This is a genomic window from Variovorax paradoxus, assembly GCF_009498455.1.
In the GTDB taxonomy this organism is placed as follows: Bacteria; Pseudomonadota; Gammaproteobacteria; order Burkholderiales; family Burkholderiaceae_C; genus Variovorax; species Variovorax paradoxus_H.
In genome coordinates this window covers 971,978-987,589 of record NZ_CP045644.1, presented here as the reverse complement: position 1 = coordinate 987,589, position 15,612 = coordinate 971,978, and the positions used below count along the sequence as shown (strand labels likewise).

Below are 15,612 nucleotides of genomic sequence, written 5' to 3'. Positions count from 1 at the left end.
GGAGCGGAAGAGAAAAGGAAGAGAAGAGCGGGGCGCTCAGTGCAATACGCGCGAGACGGGCGTGCCGCCAATGTCGGCTTCGAGCACGAACATGGGAACCGGCACGTCGAAGCGCTCGCCTTCCTCGGTCACCACGAAGAAGCTGCCGTGCATCGTGCCGCTGGCGGCCTGCAGGCGGCAGCCGCTGGTGTAGCGGAACGATTCGCCGGGCGCCAGCAGCGGCTGCTGGCCGATCACGCCGAGGCCCTTGACCTCCTGCGGATGGCCCGAGGCGTCGTTGATGAGCCAGTGGCGCGCGATCAATTGCGCGCCCACCGTGCCCACATTGGAGATGGTGATCGTGTAGGAGAAGGTGTAGACGTTGTCCTTGGGCGAGGACTGGTCGGCCAGGTATCGCGGTTCGACCTGTACGCTGAAGGGGCTGTGTGACATGGGGCGCATGGTAACGGAGGCCTTTCCTCGGACTTCCGTCGGCTGCGAGAATCCGGGGTTATGAGCAGCACCCCGTTCCGCATTGCGCCCTCCATTCTTTCCGCCGACTTCGCGCACCTCGGCCAGGAACTGACCGACGTGATCGCGGCCGGTGCCGACTGGATCCACTTCGACGTGATGGACAACCATTACGTGCCGAACCTGACCTTCGGCCCCATGATCTGCCAGGCCCTCAAGCCCTATGCCAAGACCGCCGACGGCACGCCCGTGCCGATCGACGTGCACCTGATGGTGCAGCCGGTCGACGCGCTGGCCGCGTCTTTTGCGCAAGCGGGCGCTGACTACATCAGTTTCCACCCCGACGCATCGCCCCACACGCACCGCAGCATCCAGGCCATCCGGGCCGCGGGCTGCAAGCCAGGGCTGGTGTTCAACCCGGGGCTGGGCCTGGAGGCGCTGGACTGGGCCATCGACGACATCGACCTCATCCTCATCATGAGCGTCAACCCCGGCTTCGGCGGCCAGAGCTTCATCGACTCGGCGCTGCGCAAGATCGAGCAGGCGCGCAAGCGCATCGAGCAGAGCGGGCGCGACATCCGCCTGGAAGTGGACGGCGGCATCAAGGCCGACAACATCGCGCGCGTGGCCTCGGCCGGCGCCGACACCTTCGTGGCGGGCAGCGCGATCTTCAACGCCAAGGACTACGGCGCGGTGATCGGCGACATGCGCCAGCAGCTGGCCACCGTCAAGGCCTGACCTTGCCGTCGGGTGTGCGCTCGGGCGTCAGCCCGCGGTCCGTGTCGACCACGCCGCGTTCCACATCTTCGTAGCCACGCCGGCCCTTTTCGGGCGGCTGGCCGTCCTGCATCGCCTGGCTGTCCGACGACTGGTCGCGCTCGTGCGGCAGCCGCGGCGCCGATTCACCGTCCTTTTCGACGCGCGTGTCGCCGCCGGCGGTGTCCTTGTTTGCGTCCTTCGTGTCCTTGCGCGGCTGGGCCATCGTGTGCTCCTTCGAGGTTCTTTCTTCAATCAACGTTCGGGTCTGCCGCCAGCTTGCGCGGTGCCTCGCCGCCGGGCGGTAGGACAGGCGGGGGCGCGGTTGTAGGTTCGCGCTGCGCGCCCGCCGCATCCCCGGGCCTTGCCTTTTGCGCGGCCACAGGCGCCTCCGCATAATCGCCCGATGCCCACCGCCCTTTTCGACGACGCCGCGACCGCCACCGACAGCCTGCGCCTGCACGCGTTCGCGTCGCTGAACCCCGGCCCGCGCCTGCTCGTGATCGGCGGCGTGCATGGCGACGAGACCTGCGGCACCGAGGGCATCGCGCGCGTGCTGGCCGAGTTCGACAGCGGCGCCCTGCGCCTGTTGCGCGGCGAGCTCACGCTCGTGCCCGTCGCCAACCCGCTCGCGCGGCGCCGCCTGCAGCGCGAGGGCCAGCGCAACCTCAACCGCCTGTTCCGCCCGAGCGACACGCCCGCCGACTACGAAGCCCGCATCACCAACCGGCTGGCGCCCGTCATCGCGCGGCACGACGTGCTGCTCGACCTGCACTCCTTCCAGAGCGAGGGCGAGGCCTTCGCGAGGATCGGCCCGCGCGACAACAGCGGCCCGCTCGAACCCTTTGCGCATGCGCAGGAAGAAGGGCGGCTCGCGCTGCACATCGGCACGCCCATCGTCGTCGAGGGCTGGCTCGACATCTACGCCGCGGGCCTCGCACAGCGCGGCGCGGCGGTCGACGAGGCCGCCATCGACTTCGGCCGCGGCACCAATGAATACATCCGCAGCTGCGGCGGCTACGGCGTCACGCTCGAATGCGGCCAGCACCAGGACCCGCAGGCGCCCGAGGTGGCGTGGGCGGCCATCCGCCGCACGCTCGCGCTGCTGGGCATGGCGGCGCTGCCGCCGGGCCTGTCGGCCGCGCCTGCGCAACCGCCCCGGTTGCTGCGCCTGGCGAGCGTGACCGACCGCCTGCACGAAGACGACAGCTTCGTGCGCGACTGGGCCACCTTCGACGCCGTGCAGCGCGGCGAACCCGTCGGCATGCGGCACGACGGCACACTGGTCAGTGCGCCCGAAGACGGCTTCATCGTGTTCCCCAACGCCATGGCGCTGCCCGGCGCCGAGTGGTTCTACTTCGCGCGGCCCAGCGACCGCGTGCTCGACCCGGGCCTCTGAAGCCTCGGCGCTGTCGGCGCCCTCCTACCGGGGGCGCCCACCTTCTCCCACAGACGGGGAGGGGCGCCCACTACGGGGGCGCGGCCGCGCCGAACCTAAGCTCTTTTGCTGGCCAACCGACCCGGGCTCCCCCGAGCGTCGGGCGCGCCGGTCGACGCGATCACTTTCTCCGAGGGAACACATCATGGAATTCTCGACACTGTTCGACACGCTCATGGGCACGTGGGGCGATGAAATCCTGGTCTGGGCCGTCGCGGCCGTGACCGGCTGCATCGGCCTCATCGCCGTGGTGAATGTCCTGGACATCTTCATCGGCAGCAGCGGCAGCGGCAGCAGCAACAGCAACAACGAAGCCAGCTGAGAGAGGGCGACACGACGTGCCCAGAACCCCGATGTCTCCCCAGAACAAGGCCGCTGCGGGTCGCCGCGCCAGCACCGCCAAGACCGGTGACGGCGCCAACGCCAAGCAGCTGCAGCTCGACGGCTTCACCGCCGAGCACCCCACGCACCTGACGACCAACCAGGGCCTGCAGATCCCGGACAACCACAACTCGCTCAGGGCGGGCGTGCGCGGGCCGACGCTGCTCGAAGACTTCATCCTGCGCGAGAAGATCACGCACTTCGACCACGAGCGCATTCCCGAGCGCGCCGTGCATGCGCGCGGCTCGGCGGCGCACGGCTACTTCCAGGTCTACCAATCGATGTCGCAGTACACCTGCGCCGACTTCCTGCAGGACCCGGACACAAGGACGCCCGTGTTCGTTCGCTTCTCGACCGTGGCCGGCTCGCGCGGCTCGGCCGACACCGTGCGCGACGTGCGCGGCTTTGCCGTCAAGTTCTACACGCGCGAGGGCAACTACGACCTCGTGGGCAACAACATCCCCGTGTTCTTCATCCAGGACGCGATGAAGTTCCCCGACCTCATCCACGCCGTGAAGCCCGAGCCGCACCACGAGATGCCGCAGGCCGCGAGCGCGCACGACACCTTCTGGGACTTCGCCTCGCTCATGCCCGAGACTACCCACATGCTGATGTGGGCCATGAGCGACCGCGCCATTCCGCGCAGCCTTCGCATGATGGAAGGCTTCGGTGTCCACACCTTCCGCTTCGTGAATGCGCGCGGCGAAAGCCACTTCGTGAAGTTCCACTGGAAGCCCAAGCTCGGCGTGCACGGCCTCGTGTGGGACGAGGCGCAGAAGATTGCCGGCAAGGACCCCGACTTTCACCGACGCGACCTGTGGGAGGCCATCGAGCAGGGCCACTTCCCCGAGTGGGAACTCGGCGTGCAGCTCATTGCGCCCGACCGCGCCGAGTCGCTGGGCTTCGACCTGCTCGACCCCACCAAGCTGATCCCCGAAGAGATGGTGCCCGTGCAGCGCATCGGCAAGCTGGTGCTCAACCGCAACCCCGACAACTTCTTCGCCGAGACCGAGCAGGTGGCGTTTCACCCCGGCCACGTCGTGCCCGGCATCGACTTCAGCAACGACCCGCTGCTGCAGGGCCGGCTGTTCAGCTACACCGACACGCAGATCTCGCGCCTGGGCGGCGCCAACTTCCACGAGCTGCCGATCAACAAGGGCGTGTGCCCGTTCCACAACTTCCAGCGCGACGGCATGCACCGCCAGACCATCGCGCGCGGCCAGGTCGCCTACGAACCCAACACGCTGGGCAGCGGCACCGAGTTTCGTGTCGACGGCGGCAGCCACGGCTTCCAGTCCTTTCCCGACGAGGTCGTGTCGCCCAAGGTGCGGCGCCGCAGCCCCTCGTTCGACGACCACTTCACGCAGGCGCGCCTGTTCTTCAACAGCCAGAGCATGGCCGAGAAGGAGCACATCGTCGCGGCCTTCCGCTTCGAACTCTCGAAGCTCGAGGTGCCCGCCATCCGCCAGCGCATGGTCGACAACCTCGCGCACGTCGACGAGAAACTCGCACGCCGCGTGGCCGAGCCGCTGGGCATCGGCGAGCCCGATGCCAAGGCGGCGGCGGGCTACGCGGGCTTTCGCGAACACCGCATCGATCTGCCCATCGACGAGTCGCCTGCATTGCGCATGAGCGACGGCAGCGCCGATGGCGTGGTGCGCACGCGCAAGGTCGCGATCCTCGTGGCCGACGGCATCGACTCGGCGTCGCTCAAGCCGATCCGCGATGCGCTCGAACAGGCGGGTGCGCTGTGCAAGGTGGTGGGCCCGAGGCTCGGCACCGTGGCCAGCGCCTCGAAGCGCCAGATCGACATCGACATGACCTTCACGAACACCGCCTCGGTGATGTTCGACGCCGTGCTCGTGCCTGCGGGTGCCGAGGGCGCTGCGGCGCTTGCGGCGCAGGGCGATGCCGTGCACTTCGTGCTCGAGGCGTACAAGCACTGCAAGGCGATCTGCGTGGTGGGCGAAGGCGTGCAGTTGCTGGCGACGCTGGGCGTCACGCCCGAAGGTGAGGCACCGGCCGGCGTGGTGGTGGCCGAAACGCCTGTCACCAACCTGGGCGACGCCACTGCGGCGACCCAGATTGCGCAGGATTTCATCGCGGCGATTGCGAAGCACCGGCATTGGGATCGTGTGAATATCGACAGCGTGCCGGCGTGATTGCAGGCCTGTGCTCACCGGCCTGTTCTCGTATCAGTCTTTCTGCAAGTACCAGACGACTGAACCAGTCGGAGTGGAAGCGGGCCCTGGCATGGGTTGACCGCGTTCGACGTACTCCTGGCGATTGTTCAGACGAGGAGCAAGCCAGTTGCCCGTCTGTGGGCAGAGGTCACCGGAAACGACGCTGCGCCCGGAAGACGAAATCTCGGCAACAACGTTGACGTAGTAGTGTGCTTCTTCTGCTGGCACCGTCCCGTCGACGTAGCGGCGGTCTTCCCACAGCAATCGCCAGCGCACGGGCACGAGGTCGTTGGAACCCTCGGGCTGGTACTGATGAGCTGTTTGACCCCTCAGGAAGTAGTTGGGGCAACCGATGCCCCCGGTAAAGAACCAAGGCTCGTAGATGCCCTCAAGAACGATGGCCTCGCCGCTGACAACTTGCCCCTCATTGGATTCATTTTTTTCTGGACAAGGAGGCAAGTCTGCGGGGTAGACGCGCAAGGGCGGCCAGTGGGGCCATAGCGGAGACGGACGTTCTTGAAAAAGGGACTCGTAAGTCCAGTGGGAAAAAAAGCGATCACCGCCATCTGCGCGTTTGCCAGAACTGAGAGGACAGTAGAACGCAAAGCCCACTGTGCATTTGAGTGCCTCCAAGCTGTCGTGGGTCAGCAGAATCGATTTGACGAATCCGCGGTAGACATCGCTTTGCACTTGGCCCCATCCCACACTATGAAGACCGAGCTTCTCAAAAAAAGGATCTCCATTAATGCCCCAATGATCACTAGCCATTCCCCACAAGTAATCGGAGAAACCACCCCCTTTGATAAGTTTGCTATACGCAGATTTCTTGTCGCCCTCTCTTCGGAGGGAGTCGAGTCCTTGTTCGAATTCGATCAGTCTCTGCAAGAAGCAATCCGTGTATGTTTCCTCCAGCCACTTTTGGTTGGGACTCGGGATGTTGAGCTGTCGCTCATAGGCGTTCAAGAAATTTCTGTACAAATCAACGGCGTAGTTGAGGAATGTCAGGCTGGTGTATTTCTTTAATAGATGAAAAGCTCTGGCGCGTGCGTTTTTTCCTGTTCGGATGTCATAGTCATTGGCTTCAGTTTGCATGGCTGATTCCTCCCGGGGTGCCGTTCCTCCGAGCCCGGACGGCGTAGCGGAGCGCAGTTGTGCAAAAGTCGGGTTCAGGCAGCAAGTTGTCAGGATCACCGCTCCAAAGGCGCTTGACAAACTCGTCGCACGCGAAGCCGTTTTCTTCCCAAGGCTGCATGCGGTAGCCGGTGCCACCTCCCTCGGCTTTGGCCATGGCATCCGCGTCGGTGGACAGGCCGCCGAGGCCCACGTTTTCAAGAAGGTCATTTGCGGCCTCTCGTGCACTGCGGCTCTGTTCAAAGTCTCTGTTGTCCGCTCGATGGAAAAAGCCTATCCAGTCCGGCCGCCAGTCGATCGGATCCCAGCCACTGCCACCACGCGTGCACAGGCTGCCGCTGCCCGGTCGTGGGGTTTGGGACATCTGTCATTCCTAGCCACTGGCCTTCGCTATAGGTGCATGTGCGCTGCTCAAGGGGGATCGAAGCGGTCAAGGCGTCGTCAGCAAACACCGCCGCGTAGCGCCCGTCCTTCGGGGCACGCTCACCGGTCTGAGGCAGGTGGCCGAGCTTCTGGTCGTTGCGCTTCTTGATCTGCTCGGGCGCCAGGTAGTCGCGGATGATTTGAAGACGCACAAGTCTTTGCGCTGTCCAGGGATCCTTGTCAGGACCGTTCAGGTAGGTGAACCTGACTTCAACATCAAAATCCCCCTGTGGCTGCTTCAAAGGTGAGTACAAGAATGAGCCGCCATTGAAATGAGGCAAGCCATGGAGCGGTGCCATCTCCCATCGAAGATTTCCCCCGTCCATGGTCCACCCATGCACGACCTTGAGCTGCAGCAGCTTCTCCAGGCGCTCGCGTGGGATGTTCATTTCGGGGCCGAAGTCGATCTGAAACCACACCGGTTCGAATCCCGCGCTGCCATCCCGCTTCGGAATCGTGCTCACATCGATTTCAGTCCATTTGTTCAAGAAGCTGCTGTCGAAATCGCGGCTGGTGCTGGTGTCGATGCCTGGCAATCGGCCCATGCTCGTGCCGACAATGGGCAGCAACCGCGTCAAGCTGTCGAATTCGGCCTCGCCGCGAATCACTTTCATGGCCGCGCCGATGAACTCGATGGTCTGTTCTCGCTGCGCGTCGGTGTAGCGGAAGTTGTCATAGGCAGCCTGAGCCTTCTCGGCTTCCACCTTGTACGCCTCGCGCTGGGCGGCTTCAGTTTGCATGGCTGGTTCCTCCCGGGGTGCCGTTCCCCCGAGCCTGGATGGCGTAGCGGAGAGCCGTTGTGCAAAAGCCGGGTTCAGGCAGCAGGTTGTCAGAACCACCGCTCCAAAGGCGCTTGACCAGTTCGTCGCACGCGAAGCCGTCTTCTTCCCAAGGCTGCATGCGGTAGCCAGTGCCACCTCCCTCAGCTTTGGCCATCGCATCCACGTCGATGGACAGGCCGCCGAGGCCCACGTTTTCAAGGAGGTCATAGGCGGCCTTTCGTGCCAGGGGAAGTTCAATTGGAAGAATGTCGGAGAAAGCGATGGGCTTGCGCGAGTTCGGAGGGTTGCGTTTGACATTCGCCGCGATGCGGGTCAGTTGCCAGTAGTACATACCGACGACCATGCGGTGCAGCCCGGCGCGAGCGCTGGGCTCATCGGGCACGGGGGTTGTGCCGGCCAATTCGAATGTGCTGGAGGGCATGACGCTCTTCCAGAATCCCCGCATGCTGGGCAGATGCTTGTAGTCGTCGGGGAACTGCTGCACCATGGCTGCCACCCAGAAGAACTGCTGCGCATGGCGTGCCTCGTGGTACATGGTGCTGGCGAATTCTCGAATGCACTCCGTCAACTCTGTGGGGTCACCGCTCTTTGCGGCATCGATCATGGATGTGACCCCGCCCTTGCAAGCCACGAGCAGCCAGTCGTTGGTGCGCATCTGCCCCTTGAGATCCTTGTCGTCTGGGTTCATGCCAAGCTCAATGGCCTCAGAGTCTCTTGGTAAGAGCATTTTCGGAATCGCCCCCTCTGGCAGGCCAAACGCCGTTTTGGCGAGTGCGCCTTCGATGTTCGCCTTGAGAATTCCACGCAGGCTCTTGAAGTCCTCTTTGCTCAACGGCCAAGTCGCCTCCTTCCAATTGGACGCCATCAGCGCCGGCTTGATGGCCTTCACATAGGCGCCAATCACCGGATACTCCCAGCGCGTCGCATCCTTGGCCTTCGGCTCGCTCTTTCGCAACCCCCAGTTGTTGGGGTCGCAACTGGTGTGAACCGGTGCCTTGTCTTCGCTGGTGGCCTTGTCTTCATTGGCCTCGTGGTCCTTGCCCCCCACCTTCTTCTTTGGTGTGCGCTGCTCGGCCACCACGCCACCATCGCGCTCGTAGGTCTGCGTCGCGGGCGTTTGCACAAAGGGCGTGTAGCTGGCCAGCACGCCGTCTTCTGCGTTGCGCAGCACCTCCACGGTTGTGATCTGGCGCACCATGCTCTGTACGACCTCGGTCTCTCCCTGGTCGTTGGACTTGCCCTCGATGGTTCTGCCGCCCTGGAAGGTGATGCGGTATTTCTGCTGTGGCAAGCGCAGTCCACCCGCGTGCTCGACCAGCACGAAGTGCTCTTCGATCAGATTCTTTTTCTCGGCAAAACCTGCTTGGGAAAACACCGGATACAGCGCGTCGAGGCTCATGGGCCCGACCTGCGCATGCAGCGCCGCATGCTCCTGCCAGGTACCGGCCGTGCCGTGCTTGATACCGCTCTCGCTCCACTCCGAGTAGCTGCCCCCGCCGATGATCACGACCTTCTTCTTGGCGGTGATGTGCAGCTCGCCCTCCACGCTCTTGATGACGACGTCCTTGTGCGCAACCAGGATCAGCTCGTCGCGGTGTGCCTGGATCTCGATCGGGTCTTCGCTCGCGATGAGCTTGATGCCCTTCTTGTGCGTGAACGCGCGGATGCCCTCGGCTGCGCTGGCCAGCCATCGCTTGGCGGTGCTGATGGAGGTGTGCCCCTGGCTTGTGAAGGCTGCGTGCTCGCCGGTGTGTAGATGGATGCTGCCCGGCGTGCTGGCCTCGATGCCTGCGGGGCTGGCGAGCACGAGGTGGGGTTCGTTCAGTTCAGGGAAGCGGCCATCGTCGGTCTGCCCCTCCTTGCCTTGGATGGCGTCGTTTTGAGCCTTCAGGGCCTTCTGCACGGTGTCCTGATCGGCACCTTTCTCTTGCGCCTTGTGCACTTGCGCTGCTTCGGCCAATGCATCGAGCTGGTCCTGCGCCGTCTTCAATCGCTGAGTTGTCTCCCCCATGTCCTTGGCATGGTTCGCAGCATTGCCCCTTGCTTCGGTCGTGATGAGCATCCCGTCCTGCGCTCTCAATACGCCGTGAGCGTCGGTGCGCAGCTCGAAGCCCTCACCCCTTGGGTCTTTTCTGCCTGCGTTGTCCTCGATGCGCGTGATCGCTCCCAAGCTCAGGCTTGAACTCTGGTGATCGCTCTTGAGCTGCGCCTGGATTTTTTCGGCGGTGTCATCCAGGATCAGGTGGTTCGATCTGCCCGCCGCACTGTTGCCCCCACCCTCGGTCAGCTCCCGGCTCCTGAACCCGCTCAATGCGCTCTGGCCGGGCAGCTGCCACGGCGGCAGATTGACCTGGTTGTGCACCCGCCCCATGCAGATCGGCAGGTCCGCGTCTCCCGCAATGAAGCCGACGATGACTTCCTGACCAATGCGAGGGATCTGGATGCCCCCGAGCTGGTTGCCTGCCCAAGGTGAACTCACCCGCACCCAACAGCTGCTGTGCTGGTTCTTCTCTCCCAGCCGGTCCCAGGGGAACTGCACTTTGATGCGCCCCAGCTCGTCGGTCCACAGGTTCTGCCCCTCGGGGCCCACCACCAGCGCGACCTGCGGGCCGACCATCGCGGGCTTGGGCTGTGTCGGCTCGGGACGCAGGGGCTCTGTGACCGGGTGGGCCGTGAAGTCCACCTGCACGCGCCATTGCTGCTTGCGGTCAGGATTGGCTTCGCGGTTCTGGCTGTCTTCGGCCACGTCCTCGATGAGGAAGCGGGTGTCCAGGATCAGGTACTCGCCATTGGCCGATTCCCTCGGGTGTTTCATCAGCTGGAAGGTGCATCCGGGCACCATGCCTCTAAGGTTGCCGCTGGCCTGGGCCCGGGCGCCATGGGTGCGCAGTGCCTGCATGCGCAGAAGAGAGAGCAAGCGGCCGTCGCCGTGAGGATCAGTGCCTGCATCAGCCCCCGCATTGGGCTGGGCGTAGTGACTGCTTCCCGCTCCTGCATGCCACTGGTAGACCTCGCCGTCAGCCTGCCCGGTCGGGCGCGGATCAGTTCGAGAAACACTCAGATCAGCCCTCGGCCGGGTGTAGTCGTAGTCCCGGGTGGCGTACTTCCCGCTGGTGAGCTGATGGGCAGGCACGAAGCTGTGGATGTACTCGGCATCGATCTTCCAGCCCGGGGCGTGGTACTCGACTTGTTCGTACAGCGCATCGCCAGCCGAATACGCACCCATGGCATCCGAGAGCACCAAGCGGTGCTTGCCGTCCGAATGCTCGAAGTGGTAGCTGATGCCCCATTCCTGGCACAGGCGGGCAAAGAAGGCGAAGTCGCTCTCGTTGAACTGGGTCTGGTAGTCGCGCGCCGGGTAGTGCTCGATCAGGCGCTTGTCCACGGGGAAGGCGTAGCTGGCGAGCAGTGCGTCCAGGATCTGAACGACGCTGAGGTTCTGGAAGATCCTGCAGTCGGTGCGCAGGGTGGCCAGGTGCAGCCAGGGGCGAAGGGTGAGCTTGTACTGGACGTGGCGGCCTTCTTCGCCCCAAAGGGCCGCGTCGGTGATCAGGGCGTTGAGCTGGCGAGGGACAGAACCATCGAGTTCGATCTCGCAGCTGATCTCGCGGCCGATGAACGCATCGAGATCAAAGTCGGCGCCAGAAGAGACGCCGGACAGAGCCAGCACATCCGGGGTCTTGAGAAAGAGCTCGTAGGCAAACAGGCCATTGAGCCCCTCATGCCCCGACAGCCGCACAGGCTCCAGCACGGGGCGACCAAGAACAACAGGAATCGCAGCAGAAGAAACAGACAGCGTGCGCGGCATCGACGACTTCCTTGGGAGGAAAACAGGTCGCGCAGTTTGCGAGCCGCATCGCGATCACACTGATAACAATGGTCATCCAAACCACCGCCCCGCTTGCGCAATCGACGCGGATGCGCAATAGGTGACGGACTTGGCATTTGAGCTTTCTTCCGGCGAGACAAGCCGCTAGTCCATTCGCGCTAGACCGTCTTGCGAATAGGCGAGGTGAACACCCCCTCCTAGACTTTCCCTCGAGGCCTGAACGGCGCGCACTCCCGCGGCGTCGAGCGTTCGCGGCAGCGAGTGCATGGGTCGAGGGGGTTCAATGGCGTGGTTTTCGAGATGGGGATGTACGCATCCGGCGCGTCGCCGTGCCGGTCTTGCTGCCGGTGCGGTCGGCCTGGTGGGTGTGCTGCTTCTGGGCCCCGGCGGTCCTTCAGCCCTGGCGCAACGACCCGCGCCAGCACCACCTGCGGCTCCCGCTGCTTCAGCGGGCGGCCCGAGTGCCGAAGCCGCGGCCGACCGGATGGCGCAGGCGCGCCTTGCGGACACCGACACGCTGCTGGCGCTGACCAGCGAAGGCGCGGTGCTCTACGGGCAGGACGCGGTCAAGCTCTCGGGCTATCAGTACTGCAGCCAGGCGGTCGCCTTGGCCGAGGCGGGCGAGTTTCGCCAGAGCGTGCGCGCCGCGAGCAAGGCGCTGCACCTGGCCAACGCCACCAGCGACCCGAACCTGCGCGCCGTGGCCAACCGCGACCTGGCGATCGTCTACAGCTACTCGGGCCAGCTCGAAAAGGCCGAGGAGTTCGCACGCGAAGCGCTGCGCCACACCGCGCGCGATCCGAAGCTGGTGGTCGGTCCGGTGCAGAAAGTGATCGGCGACGTGCGCACGCGGCGCGGCGACTTCGCCGGCGCGGTGCTCAGCTACGACGAGGCACTGGCCAACAGCTCGCCGCGCTATGCGCCGCTGGTGCAGGCTTCGCTGGTCAACGCGCTCATCGAAGCGGGTGACGCTGCACGCGCACGCCAGGTGCTCGGCGGCATGGCCGAGCCGCGTGAAGCGCCGCTGGCCGCGCAGCTCGAACGCACGCGCGCCCGCCTGCTGCTGGCCGAGAACAAGCCGACCGAGGCGCGCGACAGGTACCGCGCACTCACCACGCGGCAGGTCGGCACCGACACCGCCTACTACCGGCTCTGGGCCTGGGACGGCGTGGCGCGCAGCGAACTCGCGCTGGGCCAGAAGCAGGCCGCGGCCGACGCCGCGGGCCGCGCGCTCGCCGATGTCGACCAGGTGCGCGCGCGCTTTCGCAGCGAAGAAGTGAAGATGGGCCTGTTCTCCGACCTGCAGTCGGTGTTCGAGCGCGGCGTGTCGGTGTACAGCGAAGCGGGCGATCCGCAGCGCGCCTTCGAGGTCAGCGAGCACAGCCGCTCGCGCGCGCTGCTCGATGCGGTGCGTGGCCGCGCGAAGCTCAGTGAATCTTCGGCTGGCATGGTCGGCGTGGCCGCGCTGCAGCGCACGCTGGCGGCCGACGAGCGCGTGGTGCAGTACCACGCGCTGCCCGACCGCCTGATGGTCTGGGTCGTGGGGCCGGACAGCATCACCGAGAAGCGCATCGGGGTGAAGCGCGAAGAGCTCACCGAACTCGTCGAGACCTTCCGCAATTCGATCGTGCGCGGCCGCCGCGCCGCCATCACCAACGCCGACAAGCTGGGTGCCGCGCTGCTCGGCCCGCTGGGCCTGGTGCCGGGGCAGCGCGTGGTGGTGGTGCCGCACGGGCCGCTGCACTACCTGCCGTTCCAGGCGCTGCGCCTGGACGGCCGCTACCTCATCGAGACGCACCCGGTGTCGGTGGCGCCGTCGATCAGCATCGCGGTGCAGTTGGCGCAGCGAACGCCGCGCGTGAACGCGTCGCTCACGGCCTTCGGCAATCCGCGCATCGAGGACAAGTACGACCTGCCCGGCGCCGAGACCGAGGTGAAGCAGCTCGCGCAGCTGTTCCCGCGCAACACGGTGTACATGGGCGCGGCCGCCACCAAGACGCAGTTCCGCGACGTGGCCTCGCGCTCGCCGCTGATGCACGTGGCGGCCCACGCCGAGGCCGACGAGGTCGATCCGCTGTACTCGCGCATCCTGCTGGCCAACGAGGGTGGCAAACAGAACTTTCTCGAGGCGCACGAGATCCTCGCGATGCCGATGGAAGGCACGGCGCTGGTCACGCTCTCGGCCTGCGAGTCGGGCCTGGGGCGCATCGCGCAGGGCGACGAGGTGCTGGGCTTCACACGCTCGTTCCTCTCGGCCGGCAGCTCCAGCCTCATCGCGTCGCTGTGGCCCGTGTCGGACGACGCCACCGCCGTGCTCATGGGCACGCTCTACGGCGAGCTCGCCAAGGGACGCGACATCCAGAAGGCCATGCAGGCCGGACAGCTGGCCGTGCTGAAAGATCCCAAGATGTCCCACCCCTTCTTCTGGGCGCCGTTCAACCTGATCGGCAACTGGCGCCTCACGGTGGGAGGCTGACCATGTCTTCGCCACGCTCCCTTTTGCAAAGAAGCACTGCCATGGCCTCTGCGATCCGCCTTCGTCCACGGCCGACTCCGGTCGCTCTCGCAGCCATGGCACTCGTCGGTGCCACGCTGTGGATCGCCATGCCCCGCGCCCATGCGCAGGAAGCCACCACGCTACTCCCCACCAAGGACCCGTGCGGCAGCTGCGACCGTCCCGTCGCACAGGCCCCCGGCGCCGTCGCCCCGCAAACCCTGCCTGCGCCGCCGCGGCCCGCGGCGGGTGCGGGCAGCTTCAAGCTCACCGACCTGCGCCTGAACGGCGTGAAGGCGCTGAGCAACGAAGAACTGCAGACGATCACCGCGCCCTACATCGGCCGCGACGTCACGCTCGGCGACCTCGAAGGGCTCGCGCAGGCGGTCACCACGCGCTACAAGGAGCGCGGCTACTTTCTCGCGCAGGCCGTGGTGCCGGTGCAGACGGTGCGCGACGGCGTCGTCGAGATCAGCATCATCGAAGGCCGGCTCGGCAAGGTCGAGGTGCTGGTGGCGCCCGAAGCGCCGATCAGCGAGGCGCGCGTGCGCGGTTTCCTGGCGGCGCTGCAGCCGGGCGAGGCCGTGAACGCGCCGGCCTACGAGCGCGCGATGCTGCTGCTGTCGGACCAGCCCGGCCTCAAGGTCTCGTCGAGCCTGCAAGAGGGCGCGCAGGCTGGCACCACCGATCTGTCGGTCGAGGTCGAGGCCGGCTCGCGCTGGGCCTTCTCGGCCGAGGCCGACAACCACGGCACCAAGGAGGCGGGGCGCTACCGCGTGGGCGGCACGGCGCGCTGGCTCAGCCCCTTCGGCATCGGCGACAACCTCGACGCGCGCGTGCTGCTGTCCAACAGCAACGCGCTGCAGTACGGCCGCGTGTCGTACGAGGCGCCGCTGGGCACCAGCGGCCTGCGCGCGGGCATCGGCATCTCGCGCGTGAGCTACGACCTGGGCGGCCAGTTCGTCGACCTCGACGCGCGCGGCCGTGCCGACGTGCTCGACGTGTCGCTCAACTACCCGCTGATCCGCCAGCGCCAGCAGAACCTGTTCCTGCGCCTCACGGCCGACGTGAAAGACCTCACCGACGAGCTGCGCGGCGTCGACTTCACCGCGAAGAAACGCGTGCAGGGCTTCGGCATCGGCTGGGCCTGGGAGCGGCGCGACGAGGTGCTGGGCGGCGGCTATTGGGCCAGCTCGGGCACGCTGTACCACGGCGACCTGTCGATCCGCGATCCGCAGAGCTTCCAGTCCGACCAGCAGTTCGGCGGGCGCCACACCGAAGGCGGCTTCACCAAGCTGAGCTTCCAGGTGTCGCGCCTGCAGTCCATCGTGCCGCGCCATTCGCTGTACTTCTCGGTCGGCGGCCAGTGGGCCAGCAAGAACCTCGACGCCTCCGAAAAGCTCGCGCTCGGCGGCGCCCGCGCGGTGCGCGCCTACCCCTCGGGTGAACTGCTGGTGGACGAGGGCCTGATCGGCACCTTCGAATACCGGTGGGCGGCGACCGACGAGGTCACGCCCTACCTGTTCTACGACGCGGCACGCGGAAAGATCGCGCGCCATCCCTCGCCCTTCGACGGCGAGAACTCCCACAGCCTGCGCGGCTACGGCATCGGACTGAGCTGGTCGCGCCCGGGCAACTTCTCGATCAACGCCACGCTCGCCTGGCGCGCCGGCACACCGCCCGCGCAGACCGACGGCGGCGGGCGCAATCCGCGGCTGTACGTGCAGCTGCAAAAGGCGTTCTGA

At 65.8% G+C, this 15,612-nt stretch carries 11 protein-coding genes; 6 read left to right on the top strand and 5 right to left on the bottom strand.

The window, feature by feature from the left end; all coding sequences use genetic code 11:
* Nucleotides 1-36 precede the first annotated feature (36 nt).
* Nucleotides 37-432: a Co2+/Mg2+ efflux protein ApaG gene (gene apaG, locus GFK26_RS04435; RefSeq protein WP_153280938.1), complete on the bottom strand. Its 396-nt coding sequence runs from the start codon at nt 430-432 to the stop codon at nt 37-39.
* A 60-nt stretch (nt 433-492) separates the two neighbouring features.
* Between apaG and rpe the strand changes: the two genes are divergently transcribed.
* Entirely contained in the window at nt 493-1,188 is a 696-nt protein-coding gene (gene rpe, locus GFK26_RS04430) for a ribulose-phosphate 3-epimerase (RefSeq protein ID WP_153280937.1), read from the top strand.
* Here the strand turns inward: rpe and GFK26_RS04425 are convergent.
* Nucleotides 1,178-1,432, bottom strand: coding sequence for a hypothetical protein (locus tag GFK26_RS04425; protein ID WP_153280936.1), 255 nt, complete (start codon nt 1,430-1,432; stop codon nt 1,178-1,180). The two genes, rpe and GFK26_RS04425, sit on opposite strands and share 11 nt — an antisense overlap.
* Before the next feature lie 180 nt (nt 1,433-1,612).
* Here GFK26_RS04425 and GFK26_RS04420 point away from each other — a divergent pair, with 180 nt between their 5' ends.
* From GFK26_RS04420 to GFK26_RS04415, 3 genes are all read left to right on the top strand, one after another.
* Entirely contained in the window at nt 1,613-2,605 is a 993-nt protein-coding gene (locus GFK26_RS04420) for a succinylglutamate desuccinylase/aspartoacylase family protein (protein ID WP_153280935.1), read from the top strand.
* A 184-nt stretch (nt 2,606-2,789) separates the two neighbouring features.
* Entirely contained in the window at nt 2,790-2,966 is a 177-nt protein-coding gene (locus GFK26_RS33955; protein ID WP_194274025.1) for a hypothetical protein, read from the top strand.
* A 31-nt stretch (nt 2,967-2,997) separates the two neighbouring features.
* The gene (locus tag GFK26_RS04415; protein WP_153280934.1) at nt 2,998-5,187 is read left to right on the top strand and encodes a catalase; all 2,190 of its coding nucleotides are present in this window, start codon (nt 2,998-3,000) and stop codon (nt 5,185-5,187) included.
* A gap of 33 nt (nt 5,188-5,220) precedes the next feature.
* Here GFK26_RS04415 and GFK26_RS04410 read toward each other — a convergent pair whose 3' ends face one another.
* From GFK26_RS04410 to GFK26_RS04400, 3 genes are all read right to left on the bottom strand, one after another.
* Entirely contained in the window at nt 5,221-6,300 is a 1,080-nt protein-coding gene (locus GFK26_RS04410; protein WP_153280933.1) for an Imm72 family immunity protein, read from the bottom strand.
* A 278-nt stretch (nt 6,301-6,578) separates the two neighbouring features.
* Nucleotides 6,579-7,502 carry a hypothetical protein gene (locus tag GFK26_RS04405; RefSeq protein ID WP_153280932.1) on the bottom strand — a complete coding sequence of 308 codons (924 nt, stop codon included), beginning with the start codon at nt 7,500-7,502 and terminating at the stop codon, nt 6,579-6,581.
* A complete protein-coding gene (locus tag GFK26_RS04400) occupies nt 7,492-11,352 on the bottom strand; it encodes a type VI secretion system Vgr family protein (RefSeq protein WP_153280931.1) in 3,861 nt (1,286 codons plus the stop codon). Before GFK26_RS04400 ends, GFK26_RS04405 begins: the two co-directional genes overlap by 11 nt.
* A 382-nt stretch (nt 11,353-11,734) precedes the next feature.
* On the opposite strand from GFK26_RS04400, the gene GFK26_RS04395 reads away from it, so the two are divergent.
* Nucleotides 11,735-13,849, top strand: a complete 2,115-nt coding sequence (locus tag GFK26_RS04395) for a CHAT domain-containing protein (RefSeq protein ID WP_228121914.1) — start codon at nt 11,735-11,737, stop codon at nt 13,847-13,849.
* Between the two features lie 95 nt (nt 13,850-13,944).
* On the top strand, nt 13,945-15,612 hold the full coding sequence (locus GFK26_RS04390; RefSeq protein ID WP_228121913.1) for a ShlB/FhaC/HecB family hemolysin secretion/activation protein: 1,668 nt from the start codon (nt 13,945-13,947) through the stop codon (nt 15,610-15,612).

Coding starts and splice junctions, on each gene's coding strand:
- GFK26_RS04420 (WP_153280935.1), top strand. CDS start 1,613: ATGCCCACCGCCCTTTTCGACGACGCCGCGACCGCCACCGACAGCCTG.
- GFK26_RS04390 (WP_228121913.1), top strand. CDS start 13,945: ATGGCACTCGTCGGTGCCACGCTGTGGATCGCCATGCCCCGCGCCCAT.
- GFK26_RS04410 (WP_153280933.1), bottom strand. CDS start 6,300: ATGCAAACTGAAGCCAATGACTATGACATCCGAACAGGAAAAAACGCA.
- GFK26_RS04425 (WP_153280936.1), bottom strand. CDS start 1,432: ATGGCCCAGCCGCGCAAGGACACGAAGGACGCAAACAAGGACACCGCC.
- apaG (WP_153280938.1), bottom strand. CDS start 432: ATGTCACACAGCCCCTTCAGCGTACAGGTCGAACCGCGATACCTGGCC.
- GFK26_RS04415 (WP_153280934.1), top strand. CDS start 2,998: ATGTCTCCCCAGAACAAGGCCGCTGCGGGTCGCCGCGCCAGCACCGCC.
- GFK26_RS04405 (WP_153280932.1), bottom strand. CDS start 7,502: ATGCAAACTGAAGCCGCCCAGCGCGAGGCGTACAAGGTGGAAGCCGAG.
- GFK26_RS04400 (WP_153280931.1), bottom strand. CDS start 11,352: ATGCCGCGCACGCTGTCTGTTTCTTCTGCTGCGATTCCTGTTGTTCTT.
- GFK26_RS33955 (WP_194274025.1), top strand. CDS start 2,790: ATGGAATTCTCGACACTGTTCGACACGCTCATGGGCACGTGGGGCGAT.
- rpe (WP_153280937.1), top strand. CDS start 493: ATGAGCAGCACCCCGTTCCGCATTGCGCCCTCCATTCTTTCCGCCGAC.